The following is a 21390-nucleotide window of genomic DNA, read 5'->3' on the forward strand; positions in this document are numbered from 1 at the left end:
TTGTCATCCCCGCGAAAGCGGGGACCTCCGTTAGTAGGGGCTCCCGCTTGCGCGGGAAAGCCACGGTGAAAACCAGCCGGCGTCGACGCTCTCAAAGCCTTACGCCATAGGCCTCGCGCATTTCGGCAATCTCGGCCAGGGCCTGGTGAAAAAGCCCCCAGTCATCGCTCTCGGCGATTGGCGCCCAGATGGCCTCAACCTCGTCGATCAGCATGGTGCGCGGGGCTTTGCGCGCGAAATAGGGGTGGGAGAGATTGAGATCCGCTACCGGCGCATAGGCTTCCAGCCCGTCTGCCACCGGGCGAAACGCCTCGCCGGCATAGTGGGCGGCCGAAGGACTTTGCGCCGCGCGTTCGGCGCTCGCTGCCCCGCCGCGCCAATCGAAGAAAAACTGTTCGTAAGGCGCCCTGCTGGCCGAGAGGAAGCCGAACAGCGCCGTCACGAAGGCGCCATCGCTTTCCGTGTCGCGCGGCACAAGGCCGAGCCGCCGCAAGATCTGCCGGGGCAGTTCGTCGCGAAACACCGGCCAGATGCTGTTCAGCGCCGGCTCGAGCTTTTCGACGCTCGACAGCGGCACGAGGCATTCGGCCAGGCGCGTCAAATTCCAGGCCAGCGTGTCCGGCTGGCGACCAAAACTATAAAGCCCGGTCTCATCGAAATAGGCAGCGGTAAAATCGGGATCGTAATGGGGCAGGAACCGCCAGGGCCCGTAGTCGAAGCTCTCGCCGGTAATGTTGATATTGTCGGTGTTAAGCACGCCATGCACAAACCCCGCACTGATCCATTGCGCCCCCAGGCGCGCGACATTGCCCACCACAGCTTCGAGAAAGGCGGCGGGCCGGTCCTCGGCGCCGGCCAGCTCCGGGTAATAGTGGGCGATGGCGTAATCGACCAGTTTTTCAAGGTTTTGCGTGTCCTCGAGATAGGCCAGCCGCTGAAAAGTGCCGATGCGGATATGGCTGTGGCTCAGCCGGGTCAGGACGGCAGACCGTGTCGGCGACGGCTCATCCCCGCGCCAGAGCTGTTCGCCTGTTTCCACCAGCGCAAAGCTCTTCGAGGTATAGACCCCCAGCGCTTCGAGCATTTCTGTGGCCAGCACTTCGCGCACGCCGCCCTTGAGCGTCAGGCGCCCGTCGCCGCCGCGCGACCACGGGGTTTTTCCCGAGCCCTTGGTGCCGAAATCGAGGAGGCGACCATCGGAGGGGTCGATGCACTGGGCAAAGAGGAAGCCGCGCCCGTCGCCGAGTTCGGGATTATAGGACCGGAACTGGTGGCCATGATAACGCAGCGCCAGCGGCTCGGGGAGCGAGCCGGGCAAGGGCTCAAAGCGACCGAAATGAGCCAGCCATTGCTCTTCGCTCAAATCTGCAAGGCCGAGCCGTTCGGCCCAGCGCTGGTCGCGATGGCGCAATATGGTTTTGGGAAAATCGGCCGGGGCGACGGGATCGAAGAAGTCGCGGCCGAGATCGGCGTGGGAGCGTGCAGGAAGGAACTGGGTCATGATCACCAACGCTTTTCGCCCGCCATGGGGTCCTTTCGCAAGTGCAATGCCGCCTTGCGCCCCGATGTCTGGCGATTGTCGTCAAATCGGCCTATATGCACACCAATGACACAGATTGCTCCCTTCCAGGCCGCCATCTTCGACATGGATGGCACGCTGCTCGATACCGAAGCGATGTTCAAGACCATCGTTTTCGAGGTGTGCACCGATCTCGGTTTTGAAATGACCGATCAAGTGCATAGCGGCATGGTCGGGTCCAGCCATGAACGAACCAGCCAATTGCTGATCGAGGCCTATGGGGTCAGTTTCCCCTATTCGCTGTTCGACGAGAAGTGCCGTGTGGTGATGCGCGAGCGCAGCCATGCCGGAGTACCGCTCAAGCCGGGCGTGCGGGAGTTCATCGCGGCGCTGCACGAAAACAATATCCCCACTGCCGTCGCGACCTCCTCGCGCAATCCCCATGCCCGACACCATCTGGGGGCAGCCGGGCTGATCGACCTCTTCGATACGATCGTCACCCGCGATGACGTCATCAATCCCAAGCCGCATCCCGAGCCCTATCTCATGGCAGCGGGCCGGCTTGCGATGAAACCGCAGGATTGCCTGGCGCTCGAAGACAGTTTTGCCGGCGTCCGCGCCGCCCATGCGGCGGGCATGCAGACCATCATGATCCCAGACCTGGTCGCCCCCTCCGAGGAGATCCAATCTCTCGGCATCACGATCATGGAAAGCCTCGTGCTTGTGCACAAGGCTGCCTTCCCCCGTTAAGATTTGATCGCTTAAAACCACCCCTAAACTTTTAGCTTTCTCGGAAAGCGCCGATTCAGCACTTTGCAAACCCATGAATTTCATGGGTTTTCTTTTGCTGCTCGGCCGATTAACCGTGTTTTAAGAAGCTAAGGCCTATGGTTAACCGGCCGTAAATTTTGGCTTCCATCTCTTTGCAGGCTTGGCTAGTGTGCCTGCCAGCAAGACGGACCCTCTGGGGTCCAACAGAAGGCCCGCCGGTAGGACTGGACGGGCTCAGGGGCAAGGACGGGGCATTGACTGCAGCCTGGCGGAAGAAAATCCTGCGGATAGCATCGCAGGCAGCAGCGCTCGCGGCGACGGTCATGGTCGCCGGCGTCATCGCGTCTCCCCTTGCAGTCAAGGCCAGTGATACAAACGTCGTGATCCCGCTGTCCGTTCCGGACACAGTCGCAAAGGTGCGCACCCAGCCCGCGCTGGGCGCGACCGCCATGCCGCTGGCGCCGGGCCAGCAACCGCTGACCGAAGCCCTGCTCGCCAATTACGTCAAGCGCCAGCAAGAGCTGCGCTCTGTCGAAGTCTCCCTCGATGGCCCCCATGCGCCGCTCAATGCACAGATGCTGATGGGCTATATCGCCCGCGGCTCGCTCAGCGGCGGCAATACGGCACTGTCAGCCATCGACAGCTTCATGGCGCCGATCGCCCGGCCCCAGCCCAGCGTCACCGCCGATGTTCTGGCGGCCTATATCGAGAGCGGCTATCAGCCCACTGCAAAGCGCGTCGAAATTGCAAACAATGAGCGCGAATGCCTGGCCCAGGCAATCTACCATGAGGCGCGCGGTGAAAGCGCTGCCGGCCAGCTGGCGGTCGCCAATGTCATCGTCAACCGGGCGCGCTCCGAGCGCTATCCGTCCTCGCTGTGCGGCGTGATCTACCAGAACGCCGACAAGGGCCGCTATCGCTGCCAGTTCACCTTCGCCTGTGATGGCCGCGCCGATGCGCCGCGCGAGCGTCAGGCGTGGGCGCGTTCCACCGGGCTTGCTGAAAAGATCTACGCGGACTACGCGACCGGCGAAGAAATCGGAGCGCTGCCGCGCTCGGCGCTTTTCTACCACACGACGGCTGTCAGCCCGTCCTGGTCGCACACCTATAGCCGCGTCGCCCAGGTTGGCGCCCACATCTTCTATTCGCCGAACTGAGCCTCAGTCCTTGCTCCTGCGCGATGCGGGGCGCTGAAAACGGCAAGAAAAAAGGGCGCCCATGGCGCCCTTCGTTTTATTCAGCGGCCTTGGCCAATTGCGGGCCCGGCTCGGCATCCGCCTCGACCCCGAACTTCTTGAAGTTTTCGCGGAACAGCTGGGCCAGCTTTGCGGCCTGGGCGTCATAGGCCTCGGCGTCGGCCCAGGTCTGGCGCGGATCGAGCAGCTTGCTGTCCACACCGGGAACGGCCACCGGCACTTCAAAACCGAACAGCGCGTCGACACGCATCTCCACATCGTCAATCGCACCCTCGAGCGCTGCCGTCAGCAGGCGACGGGTCGAGGCGATATCGATGCGCTTGCCGACGCCATAGCCCCCACCGGTCCAGCCGGTGTTCAGCAGATAGGCCTGCGCACCGCTCTCGCGCAGGCGCTCCGCCAGCATCTCGCCATAGACTGTCGGGTGCAGCGGCATGAAGGGGGCGCCGAAACAGGCCGAGAAGGTCGCCTGCGGTTCGGTGACACCCCGCTCGGTGCCGGCCACCTTGGCCGTATAGCCGGACAGGAAGTGGTAGACGGCCTGGTCCGGGGTCAACTTGGCCAGCGGCGGCAGCACGCCGAACGCGTCGGCGGTCAGGAAGACGACGGTCTTGGGCGTTCCACCGACACTGCCCTTGGCAATCGAGGGCAGCACGTGCAGCGGATAGGCCGCGCGGGTGTTTTCGGTCAGCGAGACATCGTCGAAATCGGGAACGCCGCTCGCAGCGTCGAGGATGACGTTTTCGAGCACGGTGCCGAAGCGCTTGGTGGCAGCGTAGATTTCGGGCTCGGCTGAGGCGCTGAGCTTGATGGTCTTGGCGTAGCACCCGCCTTCGAGGTTGAAGACGCCCTCGGCGCTCCAGCCATGCTCGTCATCGCCGATCAGCGGACGGTTCGGATCATTGCTGAGCGTGGTCTTGCCTGTACCCGAAAGGCCGAAGAACAGCGCAGCTTCCCCATCGGGGCCAAGATTGGCCGAGCAGTGCATCGGCAGCACGCCCTGGCGCGGCGCATGGAAGTTGAACAGCGAGAACACGCTCTTCTTGATCTCACCGGCATAGAGCGTGCCGGCAATGACCACGACATTGCGGCTCATGTCGAGCGCGATGACGGTGTCCGTGCGGCAGCCATGGCGCGCCGGGTCGGCCTTGAAATGGGGCGCATGAACGATGGTCACGGCCGTGGCGTCCGCGCCTGCCGGAATGCCTTCGCCGCGACGGATCAGCAGATTGCGGATGAAGAGGGCATGCCAGGCGCTCGGGGTGAGCACCGTTACGTCATACTGGTGGGCGGGGTCCGCGCCGGCCAGGAGATCCTGGCGGTAGATGGCTTCGCCCGCCAGATGGGCGCGCACGTCCTCGAGCAGGAGGCTGAAATGCTCCGGCGACAGCGCGCCGGAATTGTCCCACCACACAGTGCCATCGGTCAGCGCGTCGCGAACGATGAATTTGTCCTTGGGCGAGCGGCCGGTGAAGGCGCCGGTTTCGACAACGAATGCTCCGTCTGCGCTCAACCGACCAGCTTTTTGCTGCAGCGCTTCGGCAACCAGATCCGGGGCAGTTGCGTTGTCGCTTAGCGACACGGCCGCGCCGACGATGCCGTTCCGCAGGACCCCATGATCGAACACACTCATCATTCCGTCTCCACTCGATGCCGCAATCGCGGTGTTGGCGACAAAATAGGGACCCGGCCCCCCCGAGGACCATCCCGAAATGGGTCTTAAGACGGAAGTTTAACGTGGCGCGGAATGCTGCCTCACCTGGCAGCAGACTTGGCCACGCCTTATTTAACGCGTAATTGTCGCTTGCAACGGCAGACCAGACCAGACTGGTTCATTTCCAATGCAAGCGTCTCGAGAAGAAAGGCAGCCCATGCCCAAGATCGCCCTGGTAGATGACGACCGTAATATCCTGACCTCTGTGTCCCTGACACTTGAAGCGGAGGGATATCAGGTGGCCACCTATACTGACGGCGCTTCAGGTCTTGAGGGTCTCACCACCGACAAGCCCGACCTTGCCATACTGGACATCAAGATGCCGCGTATGGACGGGATGGAATTGCTTCGCCGCCTGCGCCAGAAGTCGGACGTGCCGGTGATCTTCCTCACCTCCAAGGATGAGGAAATCGACGAACTCTTCGGGCTCAAGATGGGCGCCGATGATTTCATCACCAAGCCTTTCAGCCAGCGCCTGCTCGTGGAACGCGTCAAGGCCATCCTGCGCCGCTCGGCCCCGCGCGATCCCTCGAGCGCGCCAGGGACGACGACGGAGGCGACACCGAGCAAGGCCTTGATCGAACGCGGCTCGCTGGTGCTCGACGAGGAGCGCCACACCTGCACCTGGAAGACCCAGCGCGTCACCCTGACGGTCACCGAATTCCTGATCCTGCAGGCCCTTGCCCTGCGCCCCGGCGTGGTCAAATCGCGCAACGCTTTGATGGACGCTGCCTATGACGACCAGGTCTATGTCGATGATCGCACCATCGACAGCCATATCAAGCGGCTGCGCAAAAAGTTCAAAGCCGTGGATGATGATTTCGAAATGATCGAAACCCTCTATGGTGTCGGCTACCGCTTCAAGGAGCAGTAGGAAAGCCAATTGGCCACGTTAGACCCGCATGCGGAGGCCCCTGCCGCCGGAAAATCTTCTGGCGGCGAGGGTGACGCTTCGCCGCGCCCGCGGCGCGCCCCCTGGCGCCTCGCCCTGTTGGCTATTGCCAAACTCGCGACCGGCGTGCGCCGTTTTGTCGATTTCACCATCTTTTCCAGCCTCACCCGCCGCATCGTGGTCCTCAATCTGGCAGGCCTGCTGGTGCTGGTGGTGGGTATCCTCTATCTCAACCAGTGGCGTGCGGGCCTCATCGATGCGCGCGTCCAGTCCCTACGCGTCCAGGGTGAAATCATCGCCGCCGCCATCGCGGCCTCGGCGACGGTGGATAGCGACGTCATCTCGATCAATCCGGATCGCCTGCTCGAATTGCAGGCGGGCAATGTTTCCCCGCTCTCCTATTTCGACCCGTCGCTCGAATTTCCCATCAATCCCGAGCGCGTCGCGCCGCTCCTGCGCAACCTCATCACCCCGACCCGAACCCGGGCCCGCATTTATGACCAGGGCGGCCTCCTGATCCTCGACAGCGAGAACATTTATGCGCGCGGCGAGGTCATAAGGCAGAACATCGATACGTCCAGCCAGCAGAGCTTCTTCCTTCTCGACTGGTTCAACGCCATCGTCTCCTGGGCGCCGGGCGACAATTTCTCGAAATACCAGGAATATGGTGCCGACGAGGGTACGCGCTATCCGGAGGTCGCCTCGGCCCTCCAGGGCGCGCCCGCCGATTTCGTCCGCGTCGACGAGCGCAACCAGCTCGTCGTCTCCGTGGCGGTCCCGGTGCAGCGCATGCGCGCCATTGTGGGAGCGATCTTCCTTTCCACCGCGCCCGGCGACATCGATTCCGTGGTCGCCCAGGAACGCTGGAGCATCCTTCGCATCGCCCTCATCGCCACGGTGGTGCAAGTCGTTCTTTCGCTGCTCCTTGCCGGCACCATCGCCGGCCCGATGCGGCGCCTGTCGGCCGCCGCCGAGCGCGTGCAGACCGCGGGCAATGCGCGCGCCGAAATTCCCGATTTCACCGATCGCCCCGACGAAATCGGCCATCTGTCCGGTGCGCTGCGGCGCATGACCGACGCGCTCTATAACCGCATCGAGGCCATCGAGCGCTTTGCCGCCGACGTGGCCCACGAACTCAAGAACCCGCTGACATCGCTGCGTTCCGCTGTCGAAACCCTGCCCCTGGCCAAAAAGCCCGAGGACCGGGAGCGTCTCAACGCCATCATCCAGCACGACGTCAAACGCCTCGACCGGCTGATCACCGATATTTCCAGCGCCAGCCGGCTGGATGCCGAACTGGCCCGCGAGGGCGCCGAAAAGGTCGATGTGGAAAAGCTGGCCGAGGCCATGGTCTCGATCCAGAAGGACATCGCAGCCGGCCGGTCGGTCAATGTGGTGATGGGCAAGCGGGCGGGACGGGGCAACACCACCATCAACGGCCACGAAAGCCGCCTGGCCCAGGTCTTTGCCAATCTCATCGACAACGCCGTTTCCTTCTCGCCGCCGGATGGCACCGTCACCGTCGCGATCGCGACCGAAGCCGATGCCATCATTGTCACGGTGACCGATGAGGGCCCGGGCATCACCGATGTCAGCCGCATCTTCCAGCGCTTCTATACCGACCGCCCCGAGACGGAGAGCTTTGGCAATCATTCCGGCCTTGGCCTGTCGATTTCCCGGCAGATCGTCGAGGCGCACAAGGGAACCATCAAGGCGCAGAACCGCCGGGATCGCTCGGGCGCCGTCTTCACAATTGTATTGCCGCGGGCCCGCAAATAGTCTGGCATCATGACAAAACCACATCATGTGCACGGGACCGGGCTGGTGCTCGACGGGGTTGGAGTGCTGCTGCGAGGGCCATCGGGCGCCGGCAAATCGCTGCTCACGCTGTCGCTGATCGAGATCTGGCTCGGCAAGGGGCTCGAAGCCCTGCTGGTGAGCGACGACCGGGTGGACCTGACCGCGGACGCCTCCGGAGTGGTCATGAACGCCCCGCCGCTGCTGACCGGGCTGATCGAGTTGCGCGGTCGCGGCATCGTCCACCGCCCCAGCTGCGCGTCGGCCCGGCTGCATTTGGTCATCGACCTCGTTCCGGCCTATGAGCGTATGCTGGAAGAGGACGCCCTGAGCACCTATATACTGGGTCACCAGCTTGCACGGGCCCCGGTGCCGCACGCCGAACGGATTGGGTTGCGACACCAGGAGCTGCTGGTCATGGAAGCTGTGCGCGCAAGCACATCTCCTGCTGAACCATGACAAATTATCGCTTGCAACAGGGGGCCCGGGGGACAAAACTGTCACCGGCTCGCCTACAATCGCCCCGTGCCTCGGCCGGGCGCAACAATCTGGGACGCCGTGGCGGAACGCCACCTATGCCGCTACGGCAGTTTGGGGAGTATGCATGATCGGATTGGTTCTGGTGACGCATGGAGCGCTGGCTGACGAGTTCAAGCTGGCGCTCGAGCATGTGGTCGGCCCGCAAGACTATTGCGAAACCATCGCCATCGGCCCTGATGACAATGCCGAAACGCGGCGTGAAGACATCATCAAGGCCATAGACCGCGCCGAAAACGGCGACGGCGTGATCATTCTGACCGACATGTTTGGCGGCACGCCGTCCAATCTGGCGATTTCGGTCATGAACAATCGCAAGGTGGAAGTGATCGCGGGGGTGAACTTGCCCATGCTGGTCAAGCTCGGCCGCGTCCGCGGCGAGATGGCCATGGCCGAAGCGGTGCACCTGGCCCAGGAAGCGGGCCGGAAATACATCACGGTCGCCAATTCCATCCTCGGCGGAGCCTCATAAATGGATGCTGCCGGCCGTGCCCTCGCCCAGCAATTGACCATCGTCAATCGCAAGGGCCTGCATGCGCGTGCCTCGGCGCGTTTCGTGCGAACCGCAGAGTGCTTTGATGCCACGATCAATGTCGTCAAGGACGGTCAGTCCGTCGCCGGCAATTCGATCATGGGGCTGATGATGCTCGGGGCCGGGCCAGGCTCGACCATTCTCGTCCAGGCCACCGGCAAGCAGGCCCGCGAGGCGCTCGAAGCCATCGTCGTGCTCGTCAACAATGGCTTTGACGAAGACAATGACGGCGCGCCCGAATAGGCGTTAATTGCAGCCCTTGGCCTTTTCCGCCTGCGATATCCGCGCCACGTTTTCGCGCTCATAGGCGTTGAGCCGCACCTCAGACTGGTTGGTGATCCAGCATCCCGAATTGCCGAAGGCGTTGCGGGCCCGCTCGGTCTGGAAGCAATAGCCATTCTGCTGGTAGATGAGATTGCGCACCTCCCACAGCGACTGGCACGACATCCGACTGAGGTCGGATCGGCTGAAATGGCTGCTATCGTCGCATCCTATGATTTCATAGCAATTGGCGGCCACGCCGCTTGTTCCTGCCAAAATTGCCAGAACAGCCCCAAATCCCCTCAACATCTTCGACCTCCTCGCCCCGCATTCCCGAACAGAGCACGAATATCGCCCAAAGCATAGCAAGCCGATTGGCCCTGCTTTGACGAACAAAGCCTTCATCGCATCGCTGGTGGTGACGGCGCGCTGATTTTCCTACATTGGGTTCACACCTGTTTCACGGGGATCGAAATGATCGACACATCCGTCCAGACCAATGTTCGCTCCGAGCCATTGCTGCCGCTGAGCACGACACTGGGTCCTGTCCACCTCGCCGTCACCGACCGCACCAGGGCGCTCGCCATCTGGCAGGATGTCGTCGGGCTCGATCTCATCGCCGAAGAAGGCCCTCGCCTCCTCCTCGGCGCGGGCGGCACAGTTCTCATTGTGCTTGAGACCGGCGCGGAACGCCCTGTCGTGCCGCGCAGCCTGGGGCTCTATCACGTCGCCATCCATGTGCCGAAGCGTGCCGACCTCGCCCAGATGGCCGTCCGTGCTCTCCAGCGCAATGTGCGCATCGCCCCCACCGACCATCTGGTGAGCGAGGCGATCTATCTGTGGGATCTCGATGGCAATGGCATCGAAATCACCTTCGAAACACCCTGGCGCGGCCGGCTCGGCGATCCGGACAAGGGCGAGAACTACGCCATCACGGCAGAGGGCAAGCCTCATTCCGGGCGTGAGGCCATCGATCTCGACGGGCTGCTCGCCGAACTGGGTCCCCGCCCCCTCCTCGCCCCCCGCATGCCGGAGGGCACGCGCATCGGCCATGTTCATCTCCATGTCCGCGACCTCGCCGAGGCGATGGCGTTTTATCGGGATGCCATCGGCTTTGCCGGTTTCCTGATGATCGAGTCCTTCGGCATGGGCGATGTCGGGCTCGACTACATGCCCCATACGATCGCCTTCAACATCTGGTCCGGGCCGCAGGCCACCCGGCCACCAGCCGCCAGCGCCGGGCTCAGATGGCTCACAATCGTGCTGCCCGACGCGGAGAGCCTTGCGGGGCTTCATCAGCGTCTTGCGGAGGCGGGGGCGTCTCTCACCCCGGGTGATGGCTGGACGGAAACACGCGATCCCTCGGGCAATCGCATCAGGCTCGTCCTGCCCTCGTGACCCCAATGAAAGGAAATGCCATGCGCAGCGCCGAAGACATCCTCACATTCTGGTTCGTCGACCATGGGCCGGATGACTGGTTTGCCGGCAATGCGGCGTTCGACGCGCTGATCTCCGCCGAATTTGCCGATACCCACGCGGCCGTCGCGCGCGGCGAAGCGTGGAAATGGCGGGCGACGCCGGATGGGCGGCTTGCCGAGATCATCGTCCTCGACCAGTTTTCCCGCCAACTCTTCCGCAAGCGCCCGGAGGCCTTCGCCCAGGACAAGATGGCGCTGGCCCTGGCGCAGGAAATGGTCGCCCAGGGCCTCGATCTCAAATTTGAGCAGCCCAGGCGCGGCTTCATCTATCTGCCCTATATGCATGCCGAGTCGGCCTTGGTGCAGGCGGAGTCGGTGCGCCTCTACGAGGGGCTCGGTGACGAGAACCAGCTCAACTACGCCAGGGCGCACAAGGACACGATCGACCGCTTCGGCCGCTTCCCCTTCCGCAACGCCCCCCTCGGCCGCCAAAGCACGGCGGAAGAAGAAGCCTATATGGCAGAGCAGGGCGACCGGGGTTTTTGACTTTTTGGATGTTTGGGGGCTCTGCCATAGAGCCAACGGCTCCATGGCCTCCCTCCCCCTTGTGGGGAGGGATTGAGGGTGGGGGGATGACCAGGCACAGACCGTGCATGTTGGGGTGAAGCCTCACAATATGCCTGGGGGCTCCCCAACACAGGGTCTCCCACCGGGTCATCCCCGCGAAAGCGGGGACCTCCGTTAAACAGAGGTTCCCGCTTTCGCGGGAATGACATCGCGGCAAGAATGCCAAAGCCCAGAGCCCCGTCCCCAATAGGGCCGGGGCATCCAGATTTACGTCCTAAAACGCCCACTCGCCCTTGCGCATGACAGGTTCGGTCGAGCCATCGGCATGGACGCCGTCGATGTCGATCTGGTCCGATCCGATCATCCAGTCGATGTGGATCAGGCTCTTATTGCCGCCCTGGGCGAAGATCTGGTCCGGAGTCAGTTCCTTGCCGCCTTCAAAGCAGTCGGCATAGCACTGGCCCATGGCGATGTGGCAGGAGGCGTTCTCGTCATAGAGCGTGTTGTAGAACAGGATCCCCGAGGCCGAGATCGGCGAGGAGTGCGGCACCAGCGCCACTTCGCCCAGCCGCCGTGCGCCCTCGTCGGTGTCGAGCACCTTGTTGAAGATCTCCTGGCCCTTGGTCGCCTTGAGGTCGACGAGCCGCCCTTCTTCGAAGCGCGCCTGAATGTTTTCGATCAGCGTGCCATTGTGGCTGAGCGGCTTGGTTGCGGCCACAATGCCGTCGACCCGCAGGCGATGGGGCGTCGTGAACACTTCCTCGGTCGGGATGTTGGGATTGCAGGTCACCCCGTTCTTGGCTTCCGACGCACCGCCCTTCCAGCGGTGTCCGTCCGCCAGCCCAATGGTGAGGTCGGTGCCCGGGCCCCTATATTTCAGCGCTGAAAAGCGCTTGCCGTTGAGCCAGGTCCAGCGCGCCTTGAGATTGGCATTGTGCGCCTTCCAGGCGGCAATCGGATCGTCCTGATCGACGCGGCTTGCCTTGAAGATGGCGTCGGCCAGCTTGCCCACCGCGATCTCTTCGGAATCGTCGGGGAAGACCAGCTTGGCCCAGGCCGGGGTCGGGTATGAGACGATGTTCCAGTTGATGTCGAAGCCGGTGATCAGCTCCAGCGCCGGGCGATAGGCGGCCGAATTGGCGCGGTTGGCGCGCGACACCTTTTCTGGGTCCTGTCCGGCCAGCATCATCGGATTGTCACCCGAAATGGCAAGCCGCGCCGCATTGTTCTTGAAGGCTTCCGCCATGCCCGAATAGAGCCAGCCGGCGGAGCGATCAAAGCTCGCATCGTGGCCGAAGCGATAGCGCGCCAGCGTTGCCTCTTCATCCGAATAGATGGTCGAGACGAGGCCCGCGCCGGCCTTGTAGGCGTGTTCGGTAATGCGGCGGACCAGCGGCGCGGCCGTCATCGGCGCGGTGATGATCAGGTCCTGTCCCTCGGCCAGCTGCAGGCCAACCTTGATCGCCACTTCGCCGAGCTTGTCGAGCTTGGCCGGATCGATGGGGGTATTGCTCACTTGGGCATGCCTTCTTGCTCTTGAATCGATTGCCCCGAGCCTAGCGCCCCCCCACGCGGGACGCCACCCGAGCAAACCGTAAAAAATCTTGATCCAAGTCAAAGTGGAAAGCCGCAAGGTGCGGAATATGGAGCCATCTCAGGAGGTTCTCATGACCGTTCAGACACTCTACATCGCTGCCGTTATCTGTGCTTTCGGCATCTTCGGCGTGACCATGGCCTATGGCCAGTTCATGACGCGCGGCATCGTCGCCCCGGGCGCACGTCCGCTCGACAAGGACTGAGCTCTGCCTCGACAAGCGCCCTGCGCCAGATCGAGGCGTGGCACTCCTGTCACTCAACCGCATCAAAATCGCGGCTCTTTGCCGCTTTGGCCATTGGCAAAGGCGAACGGTTTGGCTATGAACCGTTCGTCGCTTCATTTTTTGAGCATGGGAGGCGTTGCATGACAGCATTTTTCGCTTCCCCATTGGGCAGCGCCAGACCTTAGGTCCCTGCCCCGCGCGGCCCGCCCCGTTTTCGGCGTGCGCCCCAAACTTTCCTTCCGCAGCAATCGGCTCTTTCAACGGCAGTTATTCGCCGTCCGTTCTGCGCCCAATTGACCCTCTCCAGAGGAACCGATCGCCGGAAAACGGGATCGGGACACCCAGATGAGTCGCAAGAAACTCGATTTCCGCGCCGATGCCTTCCGCAATGTGCTGGGCTTCACCTTCCGCCATTGGCGGCACCAGCCGATCCGCATCGTCGTCATCATCGGCTTCGTGCTGGCCGCCACATTGGCCGAAGCGCTGAGCCCGATCTTTGCCGGGCGGCTCGTCGATGCCGTCGCCACCGGTCACGAGGCATGGGATCTGGCGATCACGGCCTTCGTCACCATGTCGAGCCTCTATCTGGGCTCGATCGTGATGCGCCAGCTCATGTATCTCAACATCATCCCGCTGACCCTGCGGATGATGAGCGACGTAGCCGCGCAGGGATTTCACCGGGTCCAGCGCTTTTCCACCGATTGGCATGCCAACAGCTTTGCCGGTTCGACCGTGCGCAAGATCACGCGCGGCATGTGGGCGCTCGATCTGCTCAACGACACACTGCTGCTCGCGCTTCTGCCCTCTCTGGTCATGCTGGGCGGCGCAACGCTCATCCTGGGCGCTTCCTGGCCGGTCATGGGGCTCGTGGTGGGCCTGGGCTCGCTCGTCTATATCGTCGTCACGGTGTGGATGTCGGTGGGCGTCGTCGCCCCTGCCGCCTCCCTCTCGAACGCCTGGGACACCAAGGTAGGCGGGGCGCTCGCCGATGCGGTCAGCTGCAATTCCGTGGTCAAGGCCTTTGGCGCCGAAGCGCGCGAGGACAGTCTGATTGCCCGGATCGTCGCCAAATGGCGCAAGCGCACCCGCCGCACCTGGCGTCGCGGCACCTTCAATGGCGGGCTTCAGGGCGTCATGATGGCCGCCATGCAGACCGCCATTCTCGGCACTGCCCTGGTGCTGTGGCGGGACGGCGCGGCCAGTGCCGGCGACATCACCTTCGTTCTGACCATGTTCTTCCTCCTGCAGGGCCATTTGCGCGATGTCGGCCAGCACATCCGCAATCTGCAGAAGTCGGTCAACGACATGGAAGAACTCGTCAATCTACACGCCCAGCCGCTGGGGATCGCCGATCGCAAGGACGCGCCGGCTATCGCGATCGGAGACGGCCACATCCTCTTCGACAAGGTGACCTTCCAATACGGCGCGCACGCCACCCCGCTCTACAAGGACTTCTCGGTCGACATCAAGCCGGGCGAGCGGGTGGGTCTGGTCGGTCATTCGGGCTCGGGCAAGACCACTTTCGTCAAGCTCATCCAGCGCCTCTATGACATCCAGCAGGGTGCGATCACCATTGACGGGCAGAACATCGCCGATGTGCAGCAGGCGAGCCTGCGCGGCCAGATCGCCATCGTGCAGCAGGAGCCGATCCTGTTCCACCGGACGCTGGCCGAGAACATCGCCTATGCAAGGCCCGAGGCCGGCCGGGCCGAAATCATCGAGGCGGCCAAGCAGGCCAATGCGCATGATTTCATCATGAGCCTGCCGCGTCAGTACGAGACCTTGGTGGGCGAGCGCGGGGTGAAGCTCTCGGGTGGCGAACGCCAGCGCGTCGCCATTGCCCGGGCCTTCCTCGCCGATGCGCCGGTGCTCATCCTTGATGAGGCGACGTCGAGCCTGGACAGTGAAAGCGAGATGCTGATCCAGCAGGCCATGGAGCGGCTGATGCAGGGACGCACGACCCTCGTCATCGCCCATCGCCTGTCCACTGTGGTGGCCCTCGACCGGCTCCTCGTCTTCGACAAGGGCAGGATCGTCGAGGAAGGCGATCACAACGCGCTCATCCGGCTCAATGGCGGGATCTATCGCCGCCTCTTCGAGCGCCAGGCGCTCGAACTCACCAAGGGCCTCGTGGCCTAAAAGCAAAAAACCCGCGGAGCGATCCGCGGGCTTTTTTGTATTTTAGGGAAGAAGAACGTCGACCCGCAGCCCCTCGCCGAGCTTGCTCCTGATCGACACCTGCCCATGATGGCGCTGGACGATGTGCTTGACGATGGCAAGGCCAAGGCCGGTGCCCTTCTTCTTGCGGCTGGTTTCCGCATCGATCCGATAAAAGCGCTCGGTCATGCGGGGCACATGCTCGGGCTCGACGCCCGGCCCATGATCGGTGACGCTAACCAGGTGACGCAGATTTCCGCGTTCGATTTCTGACAGCTCCACCTCGACGCTTTTGCCCCCCGCGCCATATTTGATAGCGTTTTCGATGAGGTTTTCGAACACTTCATAGAGCTGGCCCCGGTCGCCGCTCACCGTCACCGGTTCGTCCGGCAGGCGCAATCTCACCTCGATTTCGGCCGCGGCGGCCTGGGTCTGGAGGCCCTCGCGCACTTCGCGCAGCAGTCCCGCCAGTTCCACCGTGCCCGTGGGCCGCATATGCTGGTACATCTCGATGCGCGACAGGCTCAGCATATCGTCGATCAGCCGGCTCATGCGGTCTGCCTGGGTCCGCATGATGCCCAGAAACTTCTCGCGCGCCGCCGCGTCCTTGGCGGCGGGTCCCAGCAGCGTATCGATGAAGCCGACAAGCGAGGCCAGCGGCGTGCGCAATTCATGGCTGGCATTGGCGATGAAATCGCTGCGCATGGCGTCGACGCGCTTGAGCGCGGTAAGACTCTGGAACGTCACCAGCAATCGGCGTTCTGTTTCCACCGTCCAATCCATGCCCGGCGGGCGGAGCGGGGCGACGACGACACGATCCCAGGTTTCGTTGGGAATGGTCTGGTGCAGCTCGAAGCTCTTTAGCTGTCCGCTGCCGAGCGCGCCTTCGACGGCGCGCATCAGCTCGGGATTGCGCAGCACCAGGGTCAGGACCTGGCCATCCTGCAGATTGGGAAACTGTCGGACCGCCGCGCCATTGCGATAGATCACCGCCCCGCGCTGGTCGAGCAGAAGGGCGGGATCACCCAGCGCCTCGGCCGTCGCGGCAATTGTCTGCTCAGGCTGCAGCCTTGCGCGTTCGGGGCCAAGGCTTTGCGCGGCATCGGCGCGCTCTGCCGCGATCGGGGTTGGCACGATGCCCACCAGTCCGACGAAAAGCACAAATCCGATCAGGGCGATGTCGCCCTGCAGGCCACCGAAGATCACGAAGGCGGCGATCAGTCCGGCCAGCGCCACCAGCAGGCCGAGCTGGGCCTGCAAGCGGGCCAGGAACAGCGCGAAACCGACGACCTTGCGGGGCATGCCTGCATCATCCATGTCGGGCCGCCTCCTCAAACCGTTTCATCCACCACTTGTGCGCGCGTGCCGTTTCTAGCACGCTCATTGTAACAATGGAGCGACAGCGTGACCGACCCCTTCGAGAGCTTCGACATTGACGACCCCCAGCTGCCCAAAGCCATCAAGCGGGCGGCGCTCACCTCCGGTGGCTTTCCCTATGACGAAGCCATGGATGAGGAGGAGTATGACACGCAGATCTATGCGCTGCAAAAGCAGCTGGTGCTGCTGCAGGCCCATATGGCGCGGGCGGGCGAGCGGACCGTGGTGGTGTTTGAAGGCCGCGACGCCGCCGGCAAGGGCGGCACCATCAAGCGCATCCTCGAGAACCTCAATCCGCGCTACAATCTCATCGCGGCCCTGCCAAAGCCGAACGATCGCGAACGCACCCAATGGTATTTCCAGCGCTATATCGACTGGCTGCCGGCCGCCGGTGAAATGGTGCTGTTCGACCGCTCCTGGTACAACCGCGCCGGGGTCGAACCGGTCATGGGGTTCTGCACGCCTGAGGAAACCGAGATCTTCCTCGAAGAGGCCCCGGCCTTCGAAAAGCGCCTGACCCGGGACGGGATAAAACTCTTCAAATTCTGGCTGTCGATCGGTCGTGAGATGCAATTGAAGCGTTTCCACGACCGGCGGCACGATCCCCTGAAAACCTGGAAGCTCTCCCCGGTCGATCTTGAGGCGCTCAACAAATGGGACGACTATTCCCGCGCCCGTGACACCATGCTCAAGCGCACCGACAGCGTCCACGCGCCCTGGACCGTGATCCGCGCCAACGACAAGATGCGCACCCGCCTCAACGTCATCCGCACCATCCTCTCGGGCTTTGAATTCGACGGCAAGGACGACAAGGAAATCGGCAAGATTGACCGCAAGATCGTCCTCAGCGCCGAAGAGTTTTTGGCCGTGAAGGGAGAATAGCGGAAGGCGGCAAGATCGAGGTTGGCACCTGGCTCACTAATTACCTCCTACCGGGCCAAGCACTCGATGAAACCCCTCCCCCTACCCAGGGGGAGGTTGGGTGGGGGTTCTCTCCCCAAACTCCGGCTAGCCCAGCAGCCCCTTGTCGACCAGCGCACCCTTGTGCCCGATCACCACGCCGGCCACGCGATGCGCGTTTGCGGCGGCCTCTTCGATGGACTTGCCCATCAGCCGCGCCGAGAGATAGCCGCCATTGAAGCTGTCGCCGGCCCCCGTCGCATCGACCACGCTTTTCGCCGGCGGCGGGGCCATCTTCACCCGTTCACTGGCCGTCGCTATCAGTGCCTCTTTCGAGCCGTCCTTGACCACCACTTCCTCGACGCCGAGCTCGAGATAGCGCTCTGCGGTCTCCTCCACCGATTTGTCGCCAAAGAGCGGCGCCTCATCCGAATGGGTCGGCAGGACGATATCGCAGAGGCTCGCCGCCGCCGTCAGCACCGAAGCCATGACGCGCTCGCTCGACCACAGCGCCGGCCGCAGATTGGTGTCGAAGGCGATTTTCGCGCCATTGTCCCGCGCCTTGACGATCGCGCCGAGCAATCGCCCCCGCGCCTTTGGCGCCAGAATGGCGAGGGTAATGCCGGAAAAATAGACAAGGCTCGCCCCGTCCACCGCCTTGCTCAGTGCCTCCTTGTCGTCGGCGAGGAGCTTTGCCGCCGAATTATCGCGCCAATAGGTAAAATGCCGGTCGCCCTTGTCCTGGTGGATCATGTAGAGGCCAGGCCGGCGGCTCGGTATGGTCTGGATGTGATCGGTGCCGATGTCGTTGGCCTTGAGGAAGGCGCGGATATCGTCCGAATAGCGGTCTGCGCCCAGCGCCGTGGCATAATCGACCCTGAAATCGTCTCCGAGCAGCGCCCGCAAATACCAGGCCGTGTTCAGCGTATCTCCGGCATAGCCCAGGCGATAAAGGCGGTCCTCGCCCCCGCTCATCTCGATCATGCATTCGCCAATGCTGACGATCCGCTTGCCTGCCATGCGCAAAACTCCCTCACCACCATACAAGGCTTATGCCGGTCCAGTCTTGCTCCGGCAAGACCCGCGCCCTACACCTGACTAAAGGCGCAGCATCTTCCATACAAGATCGAAAATCACTATGCTGCGGCCCATTCAGCTTGCCCGGAGACGAACTTGACCAGCGCGCGCCTCAGCCCCACCACTCTCGCCGGCCTCACGGCCGGCACCGCTGTGCCCCGATATGACCGCGCCAGCGTCACCCCCGGCATTGTCCATCTGGGCATCGGCGCCTTCCACCGGGCGCATATGGCGGTTTATGTCGACGATCTCCTGGCGGACGACCCGAGCTGGGGCATTGTCGGGGCGAGCCTCCGTCGTCCGGACACCAGGGATGCGCTCGAGCCGCAGGACGGGCTCTATACCATTGCCGTGCGCGATGCCTCCGGCACCCGTCCGCGCGTCATCGGCTCGATCCTTTCGGTGATGGACGCCAATGCGGAACGCGAGGACCTTCTCGCCCTGATGGCCAGCCCCGCTATCCGCATCGTCTCGCTCACCGTCACGGAAAAGGGCTATTGCCACGATCCCGCCAATGGCGAGCTCGATGAACGCCATCCCGACATCGTCCACGACCTTGCCCATCCCAATGCGCCGAAATCCGCGCCGGGCATGCTGGTGGAAGCGCTCGCCCGCCGCAAGGCCGCCGGCATCGCCCCGTTCACGGTGATGAGCTGCGACAACCTTCCCTCCAATGGCGAGACCGCAAAACGCATCGTCACCCGCTTTGCTAGGCTCCGCGATGCGGATCTGGGGGAATGGGTGAAATCGGTCGCCTTCCCCTCAATCATGGTGGATCGCATCGTGCCTTCGACCACCGACGCCGACCGCGCCGAAGTCGCTGCCTTGATCGGCGCCGAGGATGCCTGGCCGATCATGACCGAGCCCTTCACCCAATGGGTGATCGAGGATCATTTCCCCGCCGGCCGCCCCGCCTTCGAAAAGGTCGGCGCGCAGATGGTTAGGGATGTCGAGCCGTTCGAATTGATGAAGCTCAGAATGCTCAACGGTTCGCACTCGACCATGGCCTATCTCGGCTATCTCGGGGGCTATGAGTACATTTCCGAAGTCATGGGCGATCCGGCCTATGTCAAACTCATCCATGGCCTCATGACCGAAGAGGCCATGCCGACGCTCGACATGCCCGGCACCGATCTCGGCTGGTATCGCGACGAACTGCTCGAGCGCTTCCGCAACCCGGCCCTCAAGCACCGCACCTGGCAGATCGCCATGGATGGCAGCCAAAAACTGCCGCAGCGCCTCCTCGGCACCATTCGCGACCGCCTCAAGGCCGGCGAGCCCTTCCCCCGCCTCGCCCTCGGCGTCGCCGCCTGGATGCGCTATGTCACCGGCATTGCCGAGGACGGCAGCGAGATCGACGTCAGGGATCCCCACGCCCTCAAGATGATGGCCATCGCCACCGATGCCGGCGACGATCCGGAAGCGCTCTACGAAGGCCTCGTCGCCCTCACCGAAGTGTTCGGCACCGACCTCGCCGACAATGCCGAGTTCCGCGAGACCGTCATCGAAATGCTCGACAGCCTCTTTGAGGAAGGCGCGCGCGGCACTGTCGAGGATCTGGTGGACTAAACACCCCACCCGACCTCCCCCTTTCAAGGGGGAGGAGCACTTCAGTGGCTCCCGACCCCTCCACAAACGCGATCCGTCCCTCCCCCTATCAGGGGGAGGCTAGGAGGGGGTATTCCAAGGCGAGTCCCTAAACCCGCCCCTCCAGCGCCCGATCAAAAATCTCGAGCGCCCGCTCCCGCGTCAGCTCAACCGGATTGCCCCCCGCCGTCGGATCCACGATCGCCATGTCGGCGATCTGCTCGCGTTTTTCCTCCCCCACGCCAAAATCCCTCAGCGTATGCGGTACGTCGAGCCGCAGGCGCAGCCCGACAATGGCATGGAGGAAGGCGTCAAAGCTCGGCGTCAGGCCGAGATAGGCGGCGAGCCGCGCGATCCTGCCCTCGATGGCCGATTTATTGGATATCAGTACATAGGGCATGAACACCGCATTGGTCATGCCGTGATGGGTGTCGTAAAGCGCGCCCACCGGATGGCTCAGCGCATGAATGCCCCCCAGCCCCTTCTGGAAGGCCGTCGCGCCCATCGCCGCGGCGCTCATCATATGGCCGCGCGCTTCGATGTCACCGGGGTTGGACACAACCCTGGGCAGGTTCTCGAAAACGAGCCTTATGCCCTCCACGGCAATGCCATCAGCCATGGGGTGATAGCCCGGCGCACAATAGGCTTCGAGGCAATGGGCCAGCGCATCCATGCCGGTGCCGACGGTGATGAAGGTGGGCAGGCCGATTGTCAGTTCGGGGTCGGCAATGACGATTTTCGGCATCATCAGGGGGTGAAAGATCACCTTCTTGGTGTGCGTAGCCGCATCGGTGATCACCCCCGCGCGCCCCACTTCCGAACCGGTTCCGGCCGTGGTCGGCACGGCGATTATGGGCAGGATCCCCGCGGGGTCGGCCCGCGTCCACCAATCGCCGATATCCTCGAAGTCCCACATCGGCCGCGTCTGCCCAGCCATGAAGGCGATGACCTTGCCGGTATCGAGCCCAGAGCCGCCGCCAAAGGCGATCACCCCGTCATGCCCGCCCGCGCGCAGCACCTTGATCCCCGCCTCGACATTGGCCGCCACCGGGTTCGGCTTGACCTCCGAGAAGAGGCCCACTTCGATCCCCTGCCCCCTGAGGTCGGCCAGCACATTCTGCGTCACCGGCAGGCCGGCAAGCCCGGCATCGGTCACCAGAAGCGGCTTTCTGATGCCCACAGCCGCCAGCGCCTCGGGCAATTCGGAAATCCGTCCCGCGCCAAAGCGCACGGCCGTGGGATAATTCCAGTTTGCTTTGGTCATGGCA

20 protein-coding genes are annotated in these 21390 nt (G+C 63.2%); 13 read left to right on the forward strand and 7 right to left on the reverse strand.

Annotated features, from left to right (window positions below):
- Positions 1-91 precede the first annotated feature (91 nt).
- Entirely contained in the window at positions 92-1501 is a 1410-nt protein-coding gene (locus N0P34_RS19135; RefSeq protein ID WP_275604792.1) for a YdiU family protein, read from the reverse strand.
- Positions 1502-1606: 105 nt separating this feature from the next.
- Here N0P34_RS19135 and N0P34_RS19140 point away from each other — a divergent pair, with 105 nt between their 5' ends.
- Both N0P34_RS19140 and N0P34_RS19145 read left to right on the forward strand, forming a co-directional pair.
- Entirely contained in the window at positions 1607-2269 is a 663-nt protein-coding gene (locus tag N0P34_RS19140; protein ID WP_275604793.1) for an HAD family phosphatase, read from the forward strand.
- 275 nt (positions 2270-2544) lie between these two features.
- Complete coding sequence (locus tag N0P34_RS19145; RefSeq protein WP_275604794.1) at positions 2545-3447, forward strand: cell wall hydrolase; 903 nt, start codon at positions 2545-2547, stop codon at positions 3445-3447.
- A gap of 76 nt (positions 3448-3523) precedes the next feature.
- Here N0P34_RS19145 and pckA read toward each other — a convergent pair whose 3' ends face one another.
- The gene (gene pckA, locus N0P34_RS19150) at positions 3524-5119 is read right to left on the reverse strand and encodes a phosphoenolpyruvate carboxykinase (ATP) (RefSeq protein ID WP_275604795.1); all 1596 of its coding nucleotides are present in this window, start codon (positions 5117-5119) and stop codon (positions 3524-3526) included.
- A 238-nt stretch (positions 5120-5357) separates the two neighbouring features.
- Here pckA and N0P34_RS19155 point away from each other — a divergent pair, with 238 nt between their 5' ends.
- The 5 genes from N0P34_RS19155 (at position 5358) to N0P34_RS19175 (ending at position 9201) form a co-directional block, all read left to right on the forward strand.
- The gene (locus N0P34_RS19155; protein ID WP_275604796.1) at positions 5358-6074 is read left to right on the forward strand and encodes a response regulator transcription factor; all 717 of its coding nucleotides are present in this window, start codon (positions 5358-5360) and stop codon (positions 6072-6074) included.
- 9 nt (positions 6075-6083) lie between these two features.
- On the forward strand, positions 6084-7871 hold the full coding sequence (locus N0P34_RS19160) for a sensor histidine kinase (protein WP_275604797.1): 1788 nt from the start codon (positions 6084-6086) through the stop codon (positions 7869-7871).
- 9 nt (positions 7872-7880) lie between these two features.
- Positions 7881-8348 (forward strand): HPr kinase/phosphatase C-terminal domain-containing protein, encoded by a 468-nt coding sequence (locus N0P34_RS19165; RefSeq protein ID WP_275604798.1) that lies wholly within the window; start codon positions 7881-7883, stop codon positions 8346-8348.
- A 145-nt stretch (positions 8349-8493) separates the two neighbouring features.
- Positions 8494-8898 (forward strand): PTS sugar transporter subunit IIA, encoded by a 405-nt coding sequence (locus tag N0P34_RS19170; protein WP_275604799.1) that lies wholly within the window; start codon positions 8494-8496, stop codon positions 8896-8898.
- Positions 8899-9201 carry an HPr family phosphocarrier protein gene (locus tag N0P34_RS19175; protein WP_275604800.1) on the forward strand — a complete coding sequence of 101 codons (303 nt, stop codon included), beginning with the start codon at positions 8899-8901 and terminating at the stop codon, positions 9199-9201.
- A gap of 3 nt (positions 9202-9204) precedes the next feature.
- Here N0P34_RS19175 and N0P34_RS19180 read toward each other — a convergent pair whose 3' ends face one another.
- Entirely contained in the window at positions 9205-9528 is a 324-nt protein-coding gene (locus N0P34_RS19180; protein WP_275604801.1) for a YARHG domain-containing protein, read from the reverse strand.
- Between the two features lie 165 nt (positions 9529-9693).
- On the opposite strand from N0P34_RS19180, the gene N0P34_RS19185 reads away from it, so the two are divergent.
- Positions 9694-10617, forward strand: coding sequence for a VOC family protein (locus N0P34_RS19185; RefSeq protein WP_275604802.1), 924 nt, complete (start codon positions 9694-9696; stop codon positions 10615-10617).
- Positions 10618-10637: 20 nt separating this feature from the next.
- Entirely contained in the window at positions 10638-11183 is a 546-nt protein-coding gene (locus N0P34_RS19190; protein WP_275604803.1) for a DUF924 family protein, read from the forward strand.
- A gap of 295 nt (positions 11184-11478) precedes the next feature.
- Here N0P34_RS19190 and N0P34_RS19195 read toward each other — a convergent pair whose 3' ends face one another.
- A complete protein-coding gene (locus N0P34_RS19195; protein WP_275604804.1) occupies positions 11479-12720 on the reverse strand; it encodes an aminopeptidase in 1242 nt (413 codons plus the stop codon).
- A gap of 151 nt (positions 12721-12871) precedes the next feature.
- Here N0P34_RS19195 and N0P34_RS19200 point away from each other — a divergent pair, with 151 nt between their 5' ends.
- Positions 12872-13003 carry a hypothetical protein gene (locus tag N0P34_RS19200; protein ID WP_275604805.1) on the forward strand — a complete coding sequence of 44 codons (132 nt, stop codon included), beginning with the start codon at positions 12872-12874 and terminating at the stop codon, positions 13001-13003.
- 366 nt (positions 13004-13369) lie between these two features.
- Positions 13370-15163 (forward strand): ABC transporter ATP-binding protein, encoded by a 1794-nt coding sequence (locus N0P34_RS19205; RefSeq protein WP_275604806.1) that lies wholly within the window; start codon positions 13370-13372, stop codon positions 15161-15163.
- 42 nt (positions 15164-15205) lie between these two features.
- Here the strand turns inward: N0P34_RS19205 and N0P34_RS19210 are convergent, their stop codons facing one another.
- The gene (locus tag N0P34_RS19210) at positions 15206-16498 is read right to left on the reverse strand and encodes an ATP-binding protein (protein ID WP_275604807.1); all 1293 of its coding nucleotides are present in this window, start codon (positions 16496-16498) and stop codon (positions 15206-15208) included.
- Positions 16499-16585: 87 nt separating this feature from the next.
- On the opposite strand from N0P34_RS19210, the gene ppk2 reads away from it, so the two are divergent.
- Entirely contained in the window at positions 16586-17440 is an 855-nt protein-coding gene (gene ppk2 / locus N0P34_RS19215; protein WP_275604808.1) for a polyphosphate kinase 2, read from the forward strand.
- Positions 17441-17566: 126 nt separating this feature from the next.
- On the opposite strand, the gene N0P34_RS19220 is transcribed toward ppk2, so the two are convergent.
- Positions 17567-18478 (reverse strand): sugar kinase, encoded by a 912-nt coding sequence (locus N0P34_RS19220; RefSeq protein ID WP_275604809.1) that lies wholly within the window; start codon positions 18476-18478, stop codon positions 17567-17569.
- Between the two features lie 153 nt (positions 18479-18631).
- Here N0P34_RS19220 and N0P34_RS19225 point away from each other — a divergent pair, with 153 nt between their 5' ends.
- The gene (locus N0P34_RS19225; RefSeq protein WP_275604810.1) at positions 18632-20104 is read left to right on the forward strand and encodes a mannitol dehydrogenase family protein; all 1473 of its coding nucleotides are present in this window, start codon (positions 18632-18634) and stop codon (positions 20102-20104) included.
- 127 nt (positions 20105-20231) lie between these two features.
- Here N0P34_RS19225 and N0P34_RS19230 read toward each other — a convergent pair whose 3' ends face one another.
- Entirely contained in the window at positions 20232-21386 is a 1155-nt protein-coding gene (locus N0P34_RS19230) for an iron-containing alcohol dehydrogenase (protein ID WP_275604811.1), read from the reverse strand.
- Between the last annotated feature and the right edge of the window lie 4 nt (positions 21387-21390).

The organism is Devosia sp. FJ2-5-3 (genome assembly GCF_029201545.1).
Taxonomy (GTDB): domain Bacteria; phylum Pseudomonadota; class Alphaproteobacteria; order Rhizobiales; family Devosiaceae; genus Devosia.

What these genes read in the sequence shown, in the direction of transcription:
- N0P34_RS19135 (WP_275604792.1), bottom strand. Translation starts at nt 1,501, where the DNA reads ATGACCCAGTTCCTTCCTGCACGCTCCCACGCCGATCTCGGCCGCGAC.
- N0P34_RS19140 (WP_275604793.1), top strand. Translation starts at nt 1,607, where the DNA reads ATGACACAGATTGCTCCCTTCCAGGCCGCCATCTTCGACATGGATGGC.
- pckA (WP_275604795.1), bottom strand. Translation starts at nt 5,119, where the DNA reads ATGAGTGTGTTCGATCATGGGGTCCTGCGGAACGGCATCGTCGGCGCG.
- N0P34_RS19155 (WP_275604796.1), top strand. Translation starts at nt 5,358, where the DNA reads ATGCCCAAGATCGCCCTGGTAGATGACGACCGTAATATCCTGACCTCT.
- N0P34_RS19165 (WP_275604798.1), top strand. Translation starts at nt 7,881, where the DNA reads ATGACAAAACCACATCATGTGCACGGGACCGGGCTGGTGCTCGACGGG.
- N0P34_RS19170 (WP_275604799.1), top strand. Translation starts at nt 8,494, where the DNA reads ATGATCGGATTGGTTCTGGTGACGCATGGAGCGCTGGCTGACGAGTTC.
- N0P34_RS19175 (WP_275604800.1), top strand. Translation starts at nt 8,899, where the DNA reads ATGGATGCTGCCGGCCGTGCCCTCGCCCAGCAATTGACCATCGTCAAT.
- N0P34_RS19180 (WP_275604801.1), bottom strand. Translation starts at nt 9,528, where the DNA reads ATGTTGAGGGGATTTGGGGCTGTTCTGGCAATTTTGGCAGGAACAAGC.
- N0P34_RS19185 (WP_275604802.1), top strand. Translation starts at nt 9,694, where the DNA reads ATGATCGACACATCCGTCCAGACCAATGTTCGCTCCGAGCCATTGCTG.
- N0P34_RS19190 (WP_275604803.1), top strand. Translation starts at nt 10,638, where the DNA reads ATGCGCAGCGCCGAAGACATCCTCACATTCTGGTTCGTCGACCATGGG.
- N0P34_RS19200 (WP_275604805.1), top strand. Translation starts at nt 12,872, where the DNA reads ATGACCGTTCAGACACTCTACATCGCTGCCGTTATCTGTGCTTTCGGC.
- N0P34_RS19205 (WP_275604806.1), top strand. Translation starts at nt 13,370, where the DNA reads ATGAGTCGCAAGAAACTCGATTTCCGCGCCGATGCCTTCCGCAATGTG.
- N0P34_RS19210 (WP_275604807.1), bottom strand. Translation starts at nt 16,498, where the DNA reads ATGGATGATGCAGGCATGCCCCGCAAGGTCGTCGGTTTCGCGCTGTTC.
- N0P34_RS19220 (WP_275604809.1), bottom strand. Translation starts at nt 18,478, where the DNA reads ATGGCAGGCAAGCGGATCGTCAGCATTGGCGAATGCATGATCGAGATG.
- N0P34_RS19230 (WP_275604811.1), bottom strand. Translation starts at nt 21,386, where the DNA reads ATGACCAAAGCAAACTGGAATTATCCCACGGCCGTGCGCTTTGGCGCG.